Origin of the sequence: Parasphingorhabdus sp., assembly GCF_036963805.1 — a bacterium.
Classification (GTDB): Bacteria; Pseudomonadota; Alphaproteobacteria; order Sphingomonadales; family Sphingomonadaceae; genus Parasphingorhabdus.
Window position 1 is genome coordinate 1 of sequence record NZ_JBALUN010000023.1, and the last position, 16,815, is coordinate 16,815.

Sequence of the window (16,815 nt, forward strand, 5' to 3'; positions counted from 1 at the left end):
AAAAACACCTTACGAAGCTCTTCGGGAAAAGCTATAACGCTATGAAGTGAATGTCTCACCAGTCACCCGATGTTACAGAAGGCGTTCGTCAAGTCTGACAAGCATTCGTACAAAATCATGGCATTACGATATGCGCATTATTCCCGAAAAGAGTAACGGATCGATGCCACCTCGATTGTTTGGCGAAAAGTGGGCAGAAAATTTCCCGTACTAAACCCCGTACTAAAATTGCCCTTAAGTTGAGATTTCGCAGCTAAGTTGTTGAAAAATTGGTCGGGACGAGAGGATTCGAACCTCCGACCCCCACACCCCCAGTGTGATGCGCTACCAGGCTGCGCTACGTCCCGACCTTCGGTGCGGCAATGCCGACCGAGCCCGGGCATATATGGTGGTCGGGCACCCTTGGCAAGTTTTTTGGCAAGGCGGTTCAATTGCAATGGGTGTGACCACTTGATCTGCCTGAGCGCGATCCCATTTATGAGTGAGTATTTGTGGGCAGGTCCGATTGGAACCTTCTCGTCAAGCTATTAGATTGCTTTCATTGAGGGTGCGTGATAGGCGCGCGCAGCATGAATGTCCGGCGTTTTGCGTTAGCAATAATGACGGGCAAAGGGCCTGGAAATCGGGCTGTTTTATTGGGGATATAGAATGACTTCACTTTTGATTACAGCGCAGGCGGCTTCTGGCGGAGCGGGCGGATTTTTGATTTCGGTCATGCCGCTGGTTTTAATCTTTGCTGTCTTCTATTTCCTGCTGATCCGTCCGCAGCAAAAGAAGATGAAAGAACATCAAGGTAAGATCGCTGCTGTCCAGAAAAATGATGATGTTGTGACTGGCGGCGGCTTGGTTGGCAAGGCGATGAAAGTCGACGATGAATATGTCGAAGTTGAAATTGCCAAGGGCGTTCGCGTGAAAGCGGTTAAGGCTACGTTATCGGACGTGATGCCACGTGGTAGCGGCGCTCCGGCGAACGATTAAACCTGTTTAGGGAACGGATAATTTCAAGATGTTAGATTTCCCGCGCTGGAAAGTCATTTCCATATCTTTGCTATTGGCTTTCGGCGTGCTGATGTCGCTTCCCAGCCTGCTTTTCGGTGAAAGCCATAAATATTGGCCGGGCTTTTTGCCGGATGAGACAATTAATATGGGCCTCGATTTATCGGGGGGTAGCCATATTTTGTTGGAAGCGGATCCCGCAGATGTCGCGGAAACCCGGTTGCAGACGATGGAAGAGTCCGTGCGGGCTGAAATGCGCCGTGCAAAGCCAAGAATTAACATCGGCGATATCTCCCGCAAAAATGGCGTATTGTCATTCATGGTTCGCGATTCGACTCAAGTAGATGCGGCACGTGATGCGCTCTTACCTCTGACCACCGGTGCCGGGCTAACCGGCCAGCGGGACTGGGATATCGAAGTGCGCGATGATACGCGCTTTGTCGTAACGCCAACAGCCGCTGGTTTGGAAAATGCTGTTGAGAATGCGATGGATACGGCGACGGATGTGATCCGGCGGCGTATTGATGAAATGGGGACACGTGAACCGACTATTATCCGTCAGGGTGATAATCGGATCGTTGTTCAGGTTCCAGGTCTGGAGGATCCCGAAGCGTTGAAGGACTTGCTGGGTCAGACTGCAAAGTTGGAATTCAAGCTTGTCGATTTCGCTGCTGATCCCAACGCAATTGCTGAAGGGCGTGCTCCAGTTGGTAGCCAGATATTCCCATATCCCGATAATCCGTCTGGGCTGCCTAATATTGCGGTTAAGCGTCTTGGCGGTATTTCCGGCGATAAGCTGACCGATGCCGGGCAAGGCTTTGATCAGGAAACCAACGCGCCGGTTGTCAACATTACTTTCGATACGGAAGGCGGTGCAAAATTCGCGCGGCTGACACAGAATAATGTCGGTCGGCCTTTTGCGATTATATTGGATGGTGTCGTCTTATCGGCCCCCAATATTAATGAACCGATTTTGGGCGGTTCGGCTCAGATTTCAGGTAATTTTACCGTTGAGGGAGCCAATCAGCTTTCCATTGCACTGCGTTCAGGCGCTTTGCCCGTGGAACTAAAAGTGGTGGAGGAGCGGACCGTTGGTCCCGACCTCGGCGCTGATTCTATCCGCAAGGGGATGATTGCCGCGATTATCGGTACTGCCGCTGTACTGGCCTTCATGATTGTGACCTATGGGCGGTTTGGCGTTTATGCCAATTTCGCGCTGATTTTGAACCTATTTCTGATCCTTGGTATTATGGCCATGTTCAACGCGACATTGACCTTACCAGGTATTGCGGGTTTCATTCTGACCGTGGGTTCCGCCGTCGATGCGAATGTGTTGATTAACGAGCGAATAAGAGAAGAGCGACGACGTGGCAGGCGCGTGGTGCAAGCGGTTGAGGTGGGCTATAAAGAGGCTTCCCGCGCTATTTTTGACGCCAATATCACCAATGTGATTGCTGGCTTGCTTCTGTTTATTTTTGGTTCCGGTCCGGTCCGCGGTTTCGCCGTAGTGTTGATTATCGGGATTCTCACATCAGTCTTTACCGCCGTTGTGGTGACGCGGATGCTGGTTGCGCTTTGGTTGCGGCGAGCCCGTCCGCAAGAGCTGGCAATTTAGGAGGGAATGACCATGAAACTTCTCAAACTCGTTCCCGACGACACTAATATTGCGTTTCTCAAATGGCGGAATATTGCCATGGCGATCAGCGTGTTGATGATCATCGGTTCTATGGCTTTGGTAGCGCAGCGCGGCTTGAATTTCGGCGTTGATTTCGTCGGCGGCCAGATGATCCGTACGACCTTTACCCAATCCGTCGATGCTCCGATCACCGAGTTGCGTGAAAAAGTGGGTGGGTTGGGCTATGGAGACCCAACGATCCAGCGCTTTGGTGAGGCAAATGAAGTATCTATTCGTATGAAGTTGCCCACCGGATCGGATCAGAATCCCGAACTTGCCAACATAATGGCGGATAAAATCACCGGCATGTTGAAAACCCACTATCCTGGTGTGCGGATTGACGGTGTAGACTCTGTTTCAGGTAAGGTCTCAGAGGAGCTATTGTCCAAGGGTATCTGGTCATTGGTCGGCGCAATGCTCGCCATTTCGCTTTATATCTGGATCCGGTTTGAATGGCAATTCGGTGTCGGGGCATTGTTCGCTTTGTTCCACGATGTCGCGCTGACGTTCGGGTTTTTTGCTCTTACGCAGCTAGAATTTAACCTGAACATCGTGGCGGCTTTGTTGACCATTATCGGCTATTCGTTGAATGATACCATTGTGGTTTACGACCGTGTTCGAGAAAATCTGAAAAAATACCGCAAGATGGATATTATCGCATTGCTTGACCTTTCAGTGAACGAAACACTGGCGCGTACCGTGATGACGAGCTTGACGATGTTAATCGCTCTAGTTGCTCTGATGGTATGGGGGCCGGATGTAATTTTCGGTTTCTCGGCGGCCATGTTCCTAGGTGTGTTCATCGGAACTTACTCTTCCATCTATATGGCTGCGCCGATACTGGTGTGGCTAAAAGTGGGAACCGACAGTTTCGTGCCGACGGAGACGACGGGCGATACTGCTGAAAAAATTGGTGGCCCAGAGGAAATCGGTTGAGCGCTGCAAGCTGATGGTTGAACTCAGGCGTGACATAGATTTTGAAGGGCCGATCGTCACGGGTTTTACGCCCAATGGCTATAAAATTGGCGACCGTCGTTTTGATCAAGGCTTGCTGCTATCGCCCGAGCAGGCCTTGTCTTGGGATGCGCCGGTGCGCGATGAACTGAATCTAACGGAGATTATGGCTGCGCTGCATTTGTCACCGGCCCCTGAATTTTTGCTTTTCGGTAGCGGCACGAAAATGGAACAGCCACCAGCGGCCTTTCGCCGTGCGGCCGACGCGGTAAAGCTGGGAATCGAAGTTATGGATAGCCGAGCAGCTGCCCGGGCCTGGGGCGTGTTGCGGGCTGAGGAACGCTGGATTATCGGTGCATTTATGCCATTACGCTGAATTATTCTCAACGATGCCCGTGAATAGCTTAATCAAAGCATCGCCATTATTTTTCCAACTGAAATGGCGGACGGTTGCGCGCACCTCGTCCTGTGACGGCGGATCGGCCAAAATAGCCTTGATGGCCTCAACTATAGCTGGACTATGCTGTTCAACGATCCGCCCGGCAATATCCGAACGAACCAGCTCCCGTGCACCACCGGCTTCGCTGATGATGATAGGGGTACCGCAAGATAGCGCCTCTACCCAGGCATTGGCCAGCCCTTCAGATTTTGATGGCAGGATTGCAATATCCGCAGCTGCGACCAGCGCGGGCAATTTATCATGCGGAACATTACCGAGAAAGCGGATGCGATGTTTCACGCCCAAGCTGTCTGCCAATGACCGGTAGGCCTTTTCCTGATCGCCCGTGCCAGCAAGCATCAGCGTTGCTTCGGGAAATGAAGTCATGGCTTCAATGACTAGTGCTTGGTTCTTGCGAACGATTAGAGCACCCACACATATGAATAGCGGTCCTGTTACGCGCTGTTCTTGTTTGGCTTTCAGACGGTCCACTGGTTTGAATTTCTTTTGATCGAGGCCGGTATAATGAACGGTGATCTTATCGCCATCCATGCCGAGCGCTTTCATATCTTGTCTTAACGCGCGAGATACGGTCAGCAGACCTGATGCCTTTTCGGCGGCAGATAATATTTGCGGCAAGCATTTGGGATCGTTGCCCCAATAGTGGATGTCTGCGCCTCTGGCTTTGACTGTAAAAGGTATGTCGAGCGCCTTGGATAAACGCATGGCTGCAGGGCCATCCGGATAGAAAAACTCGGCGTCAATCAGGTCAAACGGCTTCTCTTCATGGAGCTTCTGAATGAGAGGCAGAATTGCACGTGCAATCCGTGCAGGATTTCGAGCGCCGCCGAATTTCGGGATTAAAGTGAAGCGAGGACGGTGAACGTTCAGTCCGCGCCACTGCTCGTGATCGGGTAGTGCGGCAAGTGCGCGATAAGGACGCAGCCCGCTAAACGGCGGTGGCGGTATTCCGATGGGATTGATTACGGTTACGGTGGCTTTTGGTCTGCTGGCAAGCTCTGCCGTCTGCCGTTCAACAAATATGCCAAAATTGGGTGATTCCGCATTGGGAAACAATGTAGATAGTGTCAGTATGTGAAGCGGGCGGGTCATCAGAATTGCTTTAGCAAAAAGCCGTTAAAGCGCCCTTACCAGACGAACAGCGACGCCAATCCATTCCGGGTCTGTGATCACTTGTTGCCGCGTACCGCTACCCAATGGCAAAAGCTGTATCTTATTATAGTCCCGTCCGATCAAGCGACCAAACAGAAAGCGCCCTGCGGGACGCGGCACCAATATATCCCGGTTTAAAGCAGTGCTATATTGCTCTGGTGTACGGCGCGATAACCAGACATCATCGCCAGCGCGATAGTCGCCAATGCTGTTTTTGACGCGCAGTGCGACCATATCTGTTTCTATAGTCGGCTGGGAGATGTTTTCTGTTTTTTTGAGCGCATGAGCCCCATTATGATCAAGCGTTGCTGCTACTGGCAATATTTCCTGATTGGGCAGGGCGAGCAATTCCGCACCATCAACGCCCAACGCGGCTGCAATCCGGTTGAGCCAGTCCAATGACAGCGTGCGCATACCGGTTTCCAGACGACCGATAGTTTGAGCAGTGGTTGGTGGATCGCAGCGTTTAGCAATATCATCCAGTGTCAGCCCCTTGGCCTTGCGAACGTCTCTGATGCGGCTAATCATAATTATCTCCAACCCATATGGTTTGTTCTTTCCTACATATTTGCCAAAATGGCAAGGAAGGTTTTGATCATTTGAACGGAGATTAGCATGTCTGCAATTGGTACCAATAAGTTTATAGACCCACGCATTTTGGCGGAACGTCCTCTGCCTAGAGATGCAAAGACTGCGAAGCGCGACCAGTCTGGAAAAAAGAAACGTTCTGTGCGTAGTGTGACAGTCAATCTTGCAGAGTCATCAATGGTTTGGCTCCATGCGCGCGGACATTTGACCGATCGGCAATATGCTAGCGCGGAGAAGCTACGTGCAGATTGGGAGCGCGCCAATCTGTCCCCTAGCATCACCATGAGCTGGAATATCATTCCGCCGACTGGAGGGCGACGTGCGGCCCCTGAGATGCTTAGCCCGACTGAAACGCAAATAGCAGCGAAGCAGCGTTTCGACAATGCGCTCGTCTATCTCGGCGCTGATTTATCCGATATCGCTTGGCGGATTATCTGCGCCGGAGAAGCTATGCCTGTCGCGGAAAAAAACCTTCACTGGCCAGCGCGGTCGGGGAAATTAGTGCTTAAAATCGCATTGAACCGGCTGGGCGATTTCTACCGGCTGCCGTGATGCGTTCGACCTTTTCAATAAATATATATGACAGCTGAAACCGGTTTTATTGAACACAGTGATAGGATAAGGTCATCGGCAACTCTAATTGCCAGGAAATGTCGCCCCATGAAGACACGTGCCGCCGTTGCGTTTGAAGCGAAAAAACCGCTCGAGATTGTCGAGTTGGATCTTGAGGGTCCGAAAGCAGGCGAGGTCCTAGTTGAGATCATGGCGACAGGTATTTGTCATACGGATGCCTATACGCTGGATGGTCTCGATAGCGAAGGCAAGTTCCCGAGCATATTGGGCCATGAAGGCGCGGGCATTGTCCGTGAAGTGGGGCCGGGCGTAACATCGGTTGCTCCTGACGATCATGTCATCCCACTCTACACGCCGGAATGTAGGCAGTGTAAAAGCTGTCTGTCCGGAAAAACCAATTTGTGCACCGCCATTCGCGCAACACAGGGACAGGGTTTAATGCCTGATGGCACTAGCCGCATGTCCTATAAAGGAGAGACTATCTATCATTATATGGGATGCTCGACCTTTTCCAACTTCATCGTACTGCCTGAAATTGCGGTGGCAAATATCCGTAAAGATGCTCCGTTTGACAAAAGCTGTTATATTGGCTGCGGTGTGACCACGGGCGTTGGCGCGGTTACTAATACGGCGAAAGTCGAACCGGGCTCCAATGTGATTGTTTTTGGGCTTGGGGGGATCGGGCTCAACGTCCTTCAGGGCGCGCGGATGGTTGGCGCGGACAAGATTATCGGCGTGGATATAAATGATGACCGCGAAGAATGGGGCCGGAAATTTGGCATGACCCATTTTGTGAACCCCAACAAAATCAAAGGCGATATTGTCGAGCATCTGGTGGCATTAACGGATGGCGGAGCGGATTATACATTTGATTGCACCGGCAATACCGATGTCATGCGCACTGCGTTGGAGGCCTGCCATCGCGGCTGGGGTGAGAGTATCATTATCGGCGTTGCCGAAGCGGGTAAGGAAATCTCTACCCGTCCGTTTCAACTCGTCACCGGACGCACATGGCGGGGTACGGCCTTTGGCGGTGCGCGCGGTCGCACCGATGTACCAAAAATCGTGGACTGGTATGTGAACGGAAAGATTGAAATAGATCCGATGATCACGCACATACTGACCCTTGAAGAAATCAACAAAGGCTTTGACCTTATGCATGCAGGCGAAAGCATTCGCAGCGTTGTTATATTCTAAACCGAAAAAGGAGAATAAACATGTTCAGTCATATCATGGTGGGTGCAGACGATATTGAGGTTTCCAAAAAATTCTACGACGCTACTTTGGGTGTGCTTGGGTACAAACCGGGCATCATCGACGAAAAAGGCCGCGTTTTCTATTTTGAAAAATCGGGAATATTTTCCATCAGTAAACCCATTGATGGTCAACCTGCGAGTTGTGGCAATGGCAGCACAGTCGGTTTCGCCGTAAGCGGTCCTGAACAGGCCGATGCGTGGCACAAGGCCGGTCTGGAAAATGGTGGTGCCGCGATCGAAGATCCTCCGGGTGTTCGTGAAGGAACGAATGGCGCGCTCTATCTTGCTTATTTGCGCGATCCGGCGGGCAATAAGCTGTGCGCTTTGCATCGTATCGGCTGATAGAGTTGGAAATATTATCGACCAATAAGGCGTTTGGCGGAGTGCAGGGAGTTTATTCCCATGCCTCTGCCGAGACAAAAACGGATATGAGTTTCGCAGTCTTTGTGCCGAAGCATCAGAAAGGCGCGAAGCTACCGGTGCTTTGGTATTTATCCGGTTTGACCTGCACGCATGCCAATGTCATGGATAAAGGGGAGTATCGCCGACTTGCCAACGAACTTGGTTTGATTATCATCTGCCCGGATACTAGTCCCCGCGGTGACAATATACCAGATGATAAGGGTTATGATATGGGTCAGGGCGCCGGCTTTTATGTCGATGCGACTGAACAGCCTTGGGCCACAAACTTCCGCATGCGTAGCTATATCGAGCAGGAACTTCCCGCTCTGATCGCGCAAGAATTTCCAGCTGACATGAACCGACAAGCTATATTCGGTCATAGCATGGGCGGCCACGGCGCGTTGACCATAGCGCTGCGCAATCCGGGGCGTTTCAAAAGCGTCTCGGCCTTCGCGCCGATTGTTGCCCCATTGCAATGTCCATGGGGACATAAGGCGCTCGGTGGATATCTGGGTGCGGAACAATCGGCATGGCGTGAATATGATGCTTGTGCATTGATCGATGACGGTGCCCGGATGAAGGAAATTCTTGTCGATCAAGGCACAGCGGATCAGTTTCTTGAAGAGCAGTTGAAACCAAATTTGCTAATTGAAGCCTGTAATAAGGCTGATATCCCGCTGACATTCAATATGCGCGAAGGATATGATCATAGCTATTTTACCATCTCGACTTTCATGGATGACCATCTGCGTTGGCACGCGGAGCGGCTTTAATGTGGACTGATACCCCGGAAATAAAGGAATCGTGTTTATCCCAGTGAGTTCATAGATGGCTTGACCGAAGCAGGATTTCTCGCCGCGGTGGTTCATCGAAAGACCATCGAAATATTCCTGTGAAAGTGGTGTTCCGCTGTCCCGATGTTGCCGAAGGTTCTGGCGACGTTATTTGACATTATTTCCAGCGACGGTCCACGATCGCAAAATCATCATCTGCATCGGCGGGATCGAAAAGATCATGATCGCCCAACCATTCCTCCGTCTCGTTTAGATCCGGTGTTTGATATTCCCTTAATGTTTGGCCGCTGCCCGAAGCTTGTTGGATGGTTTCGATCAGGGACCCTGTGCGTTCGAACAGTGTTTCTATCTGGGCAACTGTGCTGCCCAAATGTTCAGCGAGTAAATCGTGACGGATATTGCGAATCTCGGCGCGAACCTCTGTTTCATGTTCTCGCGATCCACAATGTTCGGCATCAATGGCAACGTCACATTCGGTATCAAAGCCGAGAGAGCGGTTATTGAAATTCGAGGAGCCAATGCGGATAATCCTGTCATCCACAATCACTATTTTTGCGTGAATATATATTGGTTGCCCCGCTTCGTTCTCAACATGATAAATTTGGAGACGGCCATGATTGTCTCGTTTTCTGAGAGAGTGGATGAGGCGTTTGCGCTTCGTGTCCATTGTTTTGGACTCTAGCCAACCATCTGCGGTCACCGGGTTTATAATCACAAATTCGGGGCCATTTTTTTCATCTAGCCGCTTCGCAATGGCGGCCGCAATTTTGCGAGAAGCGAAATACTGGCTCTCAGCATAGAAATGTTTTTTTGCGGTGGCTATAAGGTCGAGATACAGTTCTTCAATCTCTGAAATGGCTTGTTGATCCTCGATCTTCGGTTGCGTGCGTGCGATCGCCATATCAACATCGCAGAACATCGGTTTCAAATCATCGGGCCAGCAATCCGCAGCACCTTTAATAGGCACCATTTTCTTACCACCCGCCTTATTCCATTGTTGTTCGGAAAACTCGGCCAGTGCAGAGGCCACTGGTCCCTGCATCGCCATGGCAGCATCGTGCCACGGTCCGGCATCCTTATTATTCGGGTCTTTTCGGCCCGGTTCATGTTTCCGATGATGGCGCGTATCCCAGCGGTCATCGGTAATATCTATCCCGCCACAAAAAGCTGTATCATCATCTATCGCTATTACTTTGTGATGATGCGCAGCACCCACTGGATGATGTGAATCAAGTTTTAAATGAATTCGCGGATGGAATATCCACTTAATCAGCGTGAAAATCACCGTACTACGAAATAGCGATTTAATTGCACCAGTGTCCCATCGCAGAATATAGATATGGAGTTCAGGATTATTTTCGACCAACGATTCTATGAACGCACCAACTTCCAAAGGTCCTTCGACTTCATTCTCCGTGTCGTGCATTTTGATTCGTGCGTCGAAATCCCAGCTCAGCAGGACAATGCGGCTTTTGGCTTTTGTCATGGCACGGCGTACGTAGCGAAAGTAATTTTCGGCATCTATAATGACCGCCGCGCGATTTGCCTTGGCGATCGTCCAGCAATTACGCTGTGGTTCAAAAATGCCAGCCATGAAATTGGAGCCTCCTTCAGATCATGGGCCTCACGGCGCGGTCTAGGTACTTCACCTTCTGTTTACCCCAATACTGTAGAGTTAATCGATACTCTATTTTATTCATAAAGGTTATAATTTTTGTTGCGTTTTCAAAATACCATTCTTGAAATGATCGCCACCGGCGTGTCGTTGGATGTTACTGTGGAACGCTTGTGTCATGAGATCGAGATACTTTTACCAGATGTTGCCTGTTCTGTACTTCGTGTAGAGCGCAGCGGATTGCTTTATCCTCTTGCGGGGCCGAGCATGCCCGAAAAATTTTCTGAGCTGATTAACGGTATTATGATCGGTCCCCATGTCGGTTCATGCGGCAGCGCCGCATATCTTCGCGAAGCTGTTTCCGTAACGGATATCGAAACGGATTCTCGCTGGAATGGATTCAAAGAACATGTTTTGTCATTTGGATTAAAGGCTTGCTGGTCGGTCCCGATTTACAACGCGGAAGGCGATGTCTTTGGAACCTTCGCGCTATATTTCAAGCAAAAGAGGATGCCCAGCCAACAAGAACGGGAACTTGTTAGCGCCTGCACCCATCTTTGCGCTATTGCGCTTGAGCGGCACGACCGTGTTCTCGATCGCGAGCGGCGCGCCAGTATTGATGCGCTGACCGATTTGCCGAACCGGGCGAGTTTTAATGAGGCTTTGGATCGTCTATCGTGTCATGAACCGGGTACATGGGCAGTGCTAGTTGTTGACCTCGACAATCTCAAGACCATCAACGACACATTCGGACACCAGGCCGGCGATGAACTGCTTCAGACCGTAGCGCAGCGAATAAGAACTAGTGTCATGCCAGATCGAGCATTCCGGCTTGGCGGTGACGAGTTCGCAGTGATCCTGCAAGCGACGGGAGCACTTGCCGATCTTGATGGAACAGCCTCGCTTATTCTGGATGCTTTGGGCACCGTCGCGAGTTGCAGCGGGCATATGATTCAGCCGCGCGCGACGATCGGGGGGGCGGCACTGTCGCCTGGCGATAGTGATGCTGAAACGGTTCACAAACATGCCGATTTTGCACTTTATCATGCGAAGGAAACTGGACGAGGAGGTTTTGTTCGATACTGGCCGGGCATCGGCACTGCCATCAAACAACGAGTTGAGGTTATTCAGGACGTCGATATTGCGCTGAGTGAAGATAGGATTGATGCCTATTATCAGCCGGTTGTCCGGCTCGATACATGTGAAATAGTCAGTATGGAAGCGCTGTGCCGACTTCGGCAGCCGGATGGAACTGTCGTATCAGCGGCAGCCTTTCATCAGGCCATGACCGACGTACATGTGGCTGCCAAACTGACGCAGCGCATGTTGAGCTTGGTCGCTGCTGACGTTCGATCCTGGCTTGAATCGGGAATTCCGTTCCAGCATGTCGGAATTAACATCTCTTCTGCCGACTTTCACAGCGGCACGCTCTATAAGCGCATTAAAGAAGCCTTTTCGCGCGAGAATGTTCCTCTAAAACACGTAATTCTTGAAGTCACGGAATCAGTCTATCTCGGGCAAAATGACCCGGTCGTTGCACAGGAGATCAAGTCGCTTCGCGCTCATGGTCTTCGCGTCGCGCTGGATGATTTCGGAACAGGCTTTGCATCTCTTACGCATCTTCTGACGGCCCCAGTTGATATCATAAAGATCGATAAATCCTTTGTCAGCCAGTTGAGGGTCGATGACCCGAGTATGGCTATCGTCGAAGGTTTGCTCGGCATTGCACGCAAGCTTGGTATCTGGGTGATCGCAGAGGGCATTGAAACTGAAGCTCAAGCTAAACTGCTGGGAGAGATTGGTTGCAGGCTGGGGCAGGGATATCTGTTCTCAACTGCCGTAGCGCGTGAGTCCGCGACCGAATTACTCCTAAAACACGCGCAGCATAGCGGGGTGGACAAATTTGGCCCTATGTACGGCCTTCCCGGGCGCGCTCTGGCGGACAGGTTGATCCGAGAAAAAGAGGGTGCCTCGGTGAAGAAGGGCGTAAAGGCATTGTGGAAGGACTCTGACTACCCGGCGCCCGCCTCACGGGCGGTTTGAACGGTGGGGCATTTTTAAGTCTTTGGATTGTCGCCGTGCTGACACCCACTATATTCAATTATGTTATGATAAGAACTGCGGATATTAGGAGGTCAGGTTACCGCCTTATGTTAACCAACCCGATGTAATCGAATACTCGCTTATTTTAAACGACCATATGTCTCAAATTATCTGACGACGGACAGAATAAACTATTTACGGCGTTCTTGTTTTGTACCAAATGGTGCTCAAAAAAGCTAGCTCAGGATTCATTATTTAAGCCAGAAGATGACGGTTGCGGCGATTGCGATGGCGGACAGGAAAGTATGGGCGCATCGATCATAGCGTGTGTTGATGCGCCTCCAGTCTTTGAGTTTGGCGAACATATTCTCGATTTTGTGGCGCTGGCGGTAGAGGTTTTTATCCAAGCTTGCGGGTAATATCCGTCCTTTGCGAGGCGGGATGCAAGGGGTGATGCCTTTGGCTTTCAAAGCGGCGCGATACTCGTCGCTGTCATAGCCTTTGTCACCGATCATGCAGGAGGCATGGTCTGGGAGCGCTGGATATGTTAGTTTTGCGCCAATGTGATCGCTCATTTGGCCTTCGGTCAAACACAGGATCAGTGGCCGGCCATCCCCATCACACACGGCATGAAGCTTGCTGTTCAATCCGCCTTTGGTGCGTCCGATACGCCGGGGAACAGACCCTTTTTTAAAAGACTGGCAGCGGTGCGGTGGGCCTTTAGGTGGGTAGCATCGATCATCAGGCAGTCATCTGTATCACTCGTGCCAGCAAGGCACGCAAATATCTTGTTGGACACGCCCAAGGCGGCTCCAGCGGATGAACCGATTGTAGATCGTCTTGTGCGGCCCGTAAGCAGCAGGTGCATCGCGCCAGCGCAGACCATTGCGAATGACGAAGATGATCCCGCTCACAACACGCCGGTCATCGACCCTCGGTACACCGTGTGACAACGGAAAATATGGCTCTATCCGTCGCATTTGCGCCTGCGACAACCAAATCAGATCACTCATGACAACGCCTCCTCAGCGCTGCCATTGAATCAATCCATCATGCTCCTTGCAAGCTATTTAACAGGTCCTGACCCTAGGCTTTGTGCAAGCTTATGAGAAAAATACACGATTTTTAAAATGGTGACGGTTGGAGTCCGCTACGAATTCGTCTCGGTACTAAATTACCTTGTTCTACAAGAATTTACAGGGGATTAATTATACAAAACTTTAAAAAATCAAAGTGTCAGGGAAACGAGTGCGGGTCGGAGGCTTTTTAGAATAAATGCGTTAGCCGAAGAACAACGCGGTAACCGTAGCGCTGGTGAAGATGCTGATGAACCATGTTATGACGACGCGCTGGAGACACCATAGTACGGCCGAAGTCCGCTTTGCCTCTCCTACACTTACTACGCCGTCGGTAATAGTAGATACCGGAATTCCAAGTGCTGGTGTACCGAAAATAACACAGGATCCCAACGAGGGTACATAAAATTGATCGCCAAGATAACCGGTGAAATTGAGCAGAATCGCGATAATTCCCATCGTTTTTTTGTGTACTCTCACCATTGCTGATCGAATAGGTGGGTGAAGACGTGAGGTGAAACGCCTTAAAATATAATCTGCCTTGCGCAGCTGTACCGGCTTGGATAGCCATGATGTTAACAACATACACACCATAACGATCATGAACCCGATCATCGGGGAAAGAAAAATTGCAACCATTGTCTTTGTTGTGCCAGAGGATTCTACTGCTGCAAATCCGGCATGGGAAGTTCGCGCCAAACCACTTCCAACCAGTGTATGGCTGGACGAAAAAGGGAAGCCTTTAAACCAGGTCAGCAGGTTCCAGAACGTCGCACCCACCGAACACGACCGAAGGTGTCACGATGTTCTTCTCGATAATGCCTTTACCAACTGCTTCGGTCGCGTGTGGCCTCACCAGTCTGTAAGCAGTACAATTGCGTAATGCTACAAAAATAACAGCCGTGATTGGCTGCAATAGACGTGTTTACACCACTGTGGCGATAGAATTTTCCGGACCGTGCGAGCTATTCGGAAAATCAAAGGGGAGGGCGAGTTCGACGAGTCTGAGAAGGCGCGGAAGAGCGATGCTGTGATACATAATATTGCGCCGCTTTAAACGGGGTCTATTACGGGACCATCAATCTCGGTCCCGACATCTCTCTACAGTTGCGTTAATGGACTGTATTGGTCAGTCAGTTAGATATTTTAGATTTCTCACGTTTGGACTGCATTTCAGAGCTTCTGTGATAAGTTTAAATAATCCGGAAGGTAGAGTATTGGATGATTTTTTTCGCGCTTCTTCCGAAACCCATCGTTCGATAACCATATATGTATCTGGAGCATCGATATTGTGAAGTATTGTGAACGATTCATACCCCTCGCATTCGCGCACGACTATCGATAAGCGGTTGAGGGCATCAAGTAGATTCGCCTGTTGTCCTGCAGCCACTCTCATTTCGTAAACTCTTGCAAAACTCATAGCATTATCCTTTTGCTGGATCGCCCAATCCTCCTTCATCTTATTGGTCTCTTTGAGCGGGTATTATATTCTAAAGTGACCAGCATAAAACGGTTATAAGTTGAAGGCGGTATTGTTGTTATGCAAGGTCAGATTACGCATATGCGAATTTTTAAAATTCTTTTTTGATGGTAGCTAGAGTATTCGTGCCGGGCTAGAAATAATTATTAATCCATTGATTTCTAATAATAATTTTTTCATCTCGCGTTGCTTTTGGTGTTCGCACAGAGGCGGATTTTATCGCGTTGAGTTGCTAAGAGCGAAGTTTGACCAAAATTTTGAGCTGTGGTAACTTGAACGACTAAAAATATAACAGGCCAAGATTTCAGTAAGACTATTTTGTCGCAAACTGATTAGAAATTGGATCGATAATGACAACGCAGGATGCAGGAATTCCCTTAGTTTACGAACCGCGCGGCGGTGTGCCTGATTTTCGTGTTAAATCCGGCGCTCGGGTTGTTGCTGTTCTGGATTTTTTTCAACGTTTTAATCGCCCGGCGCGCGCATATGAAATAGGGCGCGCCCTAGACTTGGCACCTTCTTCGGCTAATGATCTGCTTAAGACCTTGGTTGAGGTTGGTTATCTTGATTTCGATGCAGCTGAAAAAACATACTTCCCGGGCATAAGGGTCGGCCTTTTGGGGCATTGGCTGGCTCGGCTTCATCCTGAACTTAACCAGCTAGAAGACTTTGCGAGGAACCTGAGCCGGGAGTGCGGAGAGCATGTAGTTCTATTCGCGCAGCGCCAACATAAAATCCAAGTTCTTTCGATCAGGCCAGGTGAGGTAGCTCCTCCAGTCAACATTTATGAAGGTGCCAGTCTGCCTGTTTTCGGTACAGCAGCCGGCTGTGCCCTGCTCATGCTTAAATCTCATATGGAAACATATGATATTGTTCGCAAGACCTTCCGAACGAAATCCTGTAGCCATGCGGTCGTTTCAATCGGAGGCATTGTTCAAGATTGCAAGCGCCGTGGATATGCATCGTCTGTTCGGGAAGATATCGTTCCCGATAATTGGGCGATAGCATTACCGCTACCTATCAAAGTTAGCGAGAGTTCAATCGTGGTCGGATTGGGCGGCCCGACTGCGCGGGTGCAAAGGAATGAGCGACAACTGGTTGCTCTTGCGCATAGTATGATCTCGAACCATTTCGGTCAGATGATGGGACATCAAGCTGGGCAGGAGATGTCCCCGCTTAATATCTATAATTGATACTAAGCTCTTTATCCTGATTGCACGATAGTCAGGATAAAAATCCGCTACTTTGTAGGTGTATGATGAACTTTGGGTTGTTTATAGTCTGAGGCTTTTACAACTGCGTGGGGTCAAGAAATATTCAAATGTATCATCCGCAGCGTATTTTGGATTGGAGTGAGCTTGCCTTAGTATACGCGATCCCATGATAACATAGTCTAATTTGGATCTATCCCCGAGGCCAAGCCAAAAGGTTTATGGAGATGGAAAGTCGGCGTTTTAAAGCCTTTAGATAATACTCTAGTTGCCTCCCCGCATGATCGCCAGCTCGACCAAAGATTTTGTCTCGGCCTCGACAAGGCACCGGTATTGAAAACTCATCGTTCCACCGAAACTGTTCGGCGCTTCAAATTCGCTTAGCACCACTAGTTTCCACCGTCGGGATACTTCAGGAACTCCCATTTCCATACGATGTCAAGTGAACTTTTTAATTTGAGGGTGTAACATCGGGTGACTGGTGAGACATTCACTTCATAGCGTTATAGCTTTTCCCGAAGAGCTTCGTAAGGTGTTTTT

Annotated in this window: 15 protein-coding genes, 1 tRNA gene and 1 pseudogene; 10 read left to right on the forward strand and 7 right to left on the reverse strand. The window is 50.0% G+C overall.

Features of this window, described 5'->3' with window-relative positions; translation table 11 throughout:
* Positions 1-270 precede the first annotated feature (270 nt).
* Positions 271-347, reverse strand: a tRNA-Pro gene (locus V7676_RS18070).
* 301 nt (positions 348-648) lie between these two features.
* Here V7676_RS18070 and yajC point away from each other — a divergent pair.
* The 4 genes from yajC to V7676_RS18090 are packed head-to-tail and all read left to right on the forward strand — an operon-like array spanning position 649 to position 4,001.
* The gene (gene yajC, locus V7676_RS18075; protein ID WP_335660977.1) at positions 649-978 is read left to right on the forward strand and encodes a preprotein translocase subunit YajC; all 330 of its coding nucleotides are present in this window, start codon (positions 649-651) and stop codon (positions 976-978) included.
* A 28-nt stretch (positions 979-1,006) separates the two neighbouring features.
* Positions 1,007-2,611, forward strand: a complete 1,605-nt coding sequence (gene secD, locus V7676_RS18080) for a protein translocase subunit SecD (protein ID WP_335660978.1) — start codon at positions 1,007-1,009, stop codon at positions 2,609-2,611.
* 12 nt (positions 2,612-2,623) lie between these two features.
* Positions 2,624-3,607 carry a protein translocase subunit SecF gene (gene secF, locus V7676_RS18085; protein WP_335660979.1) on the forward strand — a complete coding sequence of 328 codons (984 nt, stop codon included), beginning with the start codon at positions 2,624-2,626 and terminating at the stop codon, positions 3,605-3,607.
* 13 nt (positions 3,608-3,620) lie between these two features.
* Entirely contained in the window at positions 3,621-4,001 is a 381-nt protein-coding gene (locus tag V7676_RS18090; protein WP_335660980.1) for an MTH938/NDUFAF3 family protein, read from the forward strand.
* Here V7676_RS18090 and V7676_RS18095 read toward each other — a convergent pair.
* Together V7676_RS18095 and V7676_RS18100 are read right to left on the reverse strand one after the other, a co-directional pair.
* Positions 3,993-5,177 carry a glycosyltransferase gene (locus V7676_RS18095; RefSeq protein WP_335660981.1) on the reverse strand — a complete coding sequence of 395 codons (1,185 nt, stop codon included), beginning with the start codon at positions 5,175-5,177 and terminating at the stop codon, positions 3,993-3,995. The two genes, V7676_RS18090 and V7676_RS18095, sit on opposite strands and share 9 nt — an antisense overlap.
* Positions 5,178-5,201: 24 nt before the next feature.
* A complete protein-coding gene (locus tag V7676_RS18100) occupies positions 5,202-5,765 on the reverse strand; it encodes a helix-turn-helix domain-containing protein (RefSeq protein WP_335660982.1) in 564 nt (187 codons plus the stop codon).
* Between the two features lie 87 nt (positions 5,766-5,852).
* Here V7676_RS18100 and V7676_RS18105 point away from each other — a divergent pair, with 87 nt between their 5' ends.
* The 4 genes from V7676_RS18105 to fghA all read left to right on the forward strand — a co-directional run bounded on the left by V7676_RS18105 (position 5,853) and on the right by fghA (position 8,829).
* On the forward strand, positions 5,853-6,377 hold the full coding sequence (locus V7676_RS18105) for a DUF6456 domain-containing protein (RefSeq protein WP_335660983.1): 525 nt from the start codon (positions 5,853-5,855) through the stop codon (positions 6,375-6,377).
* 108 nt (positions 6,378-6,485) lie between these two features.
* The gene (locus V7676_RS18110) at positions 6,486-7,595 is read left to right on the forward strand and encodes an S-(hydroxymethyl)glutathione dehydrogenase/class III alcohol dehydrogenase (protein WP_335660984.1); all 1,110 of its coding nucleotides are present in this window, start codon (positions 6,486-6,488) and stop codon (positions 7,593-7,595) included.
* A 20-nt stretch (positions 7,596-7,615) separates the two neighbouring features.
* Positions 7,616-7,996 carry a VOC family protein gene (locus tag V7676_RS18115; RefSeq protein ID WP_335660985.1) on the forward strand — a complete coding sequence of 127 codons (381 nt, stop codon included), beginning with the start codon at positions 7,616-7,618 and terminating at the stop codon, positions 7,994-7,996.
* Positions 7,972-8,829, forward strand: a complete 858-nt coding sequence (gene fghA, locus V7676_RS18120; protein ID WP_442955467.1) for an S-formylglutathione hydrolase — start codon at positions 7,972-7,974, stop codon at positions 8,827-8,829. Before V7676_RS18115 ends, fghA begins: the two co-directional genes overlap by 25 nt.
* Before the next feature lie 178 nt (positions 8,830-9,007).
* Here fghA and V7676_RS18125 read toward each other — a convergent pair whose 3' ends face one another.
* Positions 9,008-10,444 (reverse strand): phospholipase D-like domain-containing protein, encoded by a 1,437-nt coding sequence (locus tag V7676_RS18125; protein WP_335660986.1) that lies wholly within the window; start codon positions 10,442-10,444, stop codon positions 9,008-9,010.
* 120 nt (positions 10,445-10,564) lie between these two features.
* Here V7676_RS18125 and V7676_RS18130 point away from each other — a divergent pair, with 120 nt between their 5' ends.
* Positions 10,565-12,508 carry a sensor domain-containing phosphodiesterase gene (locus V7676_RS18130; RefSeq protein WP_335660987.1) on the forward strand — a complete coding sequence of 648 codons (1,944 nt, stop codon included), beginning with the start codon at positions 10,565-10,567 and terminating at the stop codon, positions 12,506-12,508.
* 251 nt (positions 12,509-12,759) lie between these two features.
* Here the strand turns inward: V7676_RS18130 and V7676_RS18135 are convergent.
* The 3 genes and pseudogenes from V7676_RS18135 to V7676_RS18145 all read right to left on the reverse strand — a co-directional run bounded on the left by V7676_RS18135 (position 12,760) and on the right by V7676_RS18145 (position 15,043).
* Positions 12,760-13,521: pseudogene (locus V7676_RS18135) on the reverse strand (IS5 family transposase).
* Positions 13,522-13,788: 267 nt separating this feature from the next.
* Positions 13,789-14,364: an inorganic phosphate transporter gene (locus V7676_RS18140; protein WP_335660988.1), complete on the reverse strand. Its 576-nt coding sequence runs from the start codon at positions 14,362-14,364 to the stop codon at positions 13,789-13,791.
* 349 nt (positions 14,365-14,713) lie between these two features.
* Positions 14,714-15,043: a putative quinol monooxygenase gene (locus V7676_RS18145; protein ID WP_335660989.1), complete on the reverse strand. Its 330-nt coding sequence runs from the start codon at positions 15,041-15,043 to the stop codon at positions 14,714-14,716.
* Positions 15,044-15,414: 371 nt separating this feature from the next.
* Between V7676_RS18145 and V7676_RS18150 the strand changes: the two genes are divergently transcribed.
* Positions 15,415-16,257 carry an IclR family transcriptional regulator gene (locus tag V7676_RS18150; RefSeq protein WP_335660990.1) on the forward strand — a complete coding sequence of 281 codons (843 nt, stop codon included), beginning with the start codon at positions 15,415-15,417 and terminating at the stop codon, positions 16,255-16,257.
* Positions 16,258-16,815 lie beyond the last annotated feature (558 nt).

What these genes read in the sequence shown, in the direction of transcription:
- V7676_RS18095 (WP_335660981.1), bottom strand. Translation starts at nt 5,177, where the DNA reads ATGACCCGCCCGCTTCACATACTGACACTATCTACATTGTTTCCCAAT.
- V7676_RS18115 (WP_335660985.1), top strand. Translation starts at nt 7,616, where the DNA reads ATGTTCAGTCATATCATGGTGGGTGCAGACGATATTGAGGTTTCCAAA.
- V7676_RS18100 (WP_335660982.1), bottom strand. Translation starts at nt 5,765, where the DNA reads ATGATTAGCCGCATCAGAGACGTTCGCAAGGCCAAGGGGCTGACACTG.
- V7676_RS18145 (WP_335660989.1), bottom strand. Translation starts at nt 15,043, where the DNA reads ATGAAGGAGGATTGGGCGATCCAGCAAAAGGATAATGCTATGAGTTTT.
- yajC (WP_335660977.1), top strand. Translation starts at nt 649, where the DNA reads ATGACTTCACTTTTGATTACAGCGCAGGCGGCTTCTGGCGGAGCGGGC.
- V7676_RS18105 (WP_335660983.1), top strand. Translation starts at nt 5,853, where the DNA reads ATGTCTGCAATTGGTACCAATAAGTTTATAGACCCACGCATTTTGGCG.
- secD (WP_335660978.1), top strand. Translation starts at nt 1,007, where the DNA reads ATGTTAGATTTCCCGCGCTGGAAAGTCATTTCCATATCTTTGCTATTG.
- V7676_RS18125 (WP_335660986.1), bottom strand. Translation starts at nt 10,444, where the DNA reads ATGGCTGGCATTTTTGAACCACAGCGTAATTGCTGGACGATCGCCAAG.
- V7676_RS18150 (WP_335660990.1), top strand. Translation starts at nt 15,415, where the DNA reads ATGACAACGCAGGATGCAGGAATTCCCTTAGTTTACGAACCGCGCGGC.
- V7676_RS18110 (WP_335660984.1), top strand. Translation starts at nt 6,486, where the DNA reads ATGAAGACACGTGCCGCCGTTGCGTTTGAAGCGAAAAAACCGCTCGAG.
- V7676_RS18090 (WP_335660980.1), top strand. Translation starts at nt 3,621, where the DNA reads ATGGTTGAACTCAGGCGTGACATAGATTTTGAAGGGCCGATCGTCACG.
- secF (WP_335660979.1), top strand. Translation starts at nt 2,624, where the DNA reads ATGAAACTTCTCAAACTCGTTCCCGACGACACTAATATTGCGTTTCTC.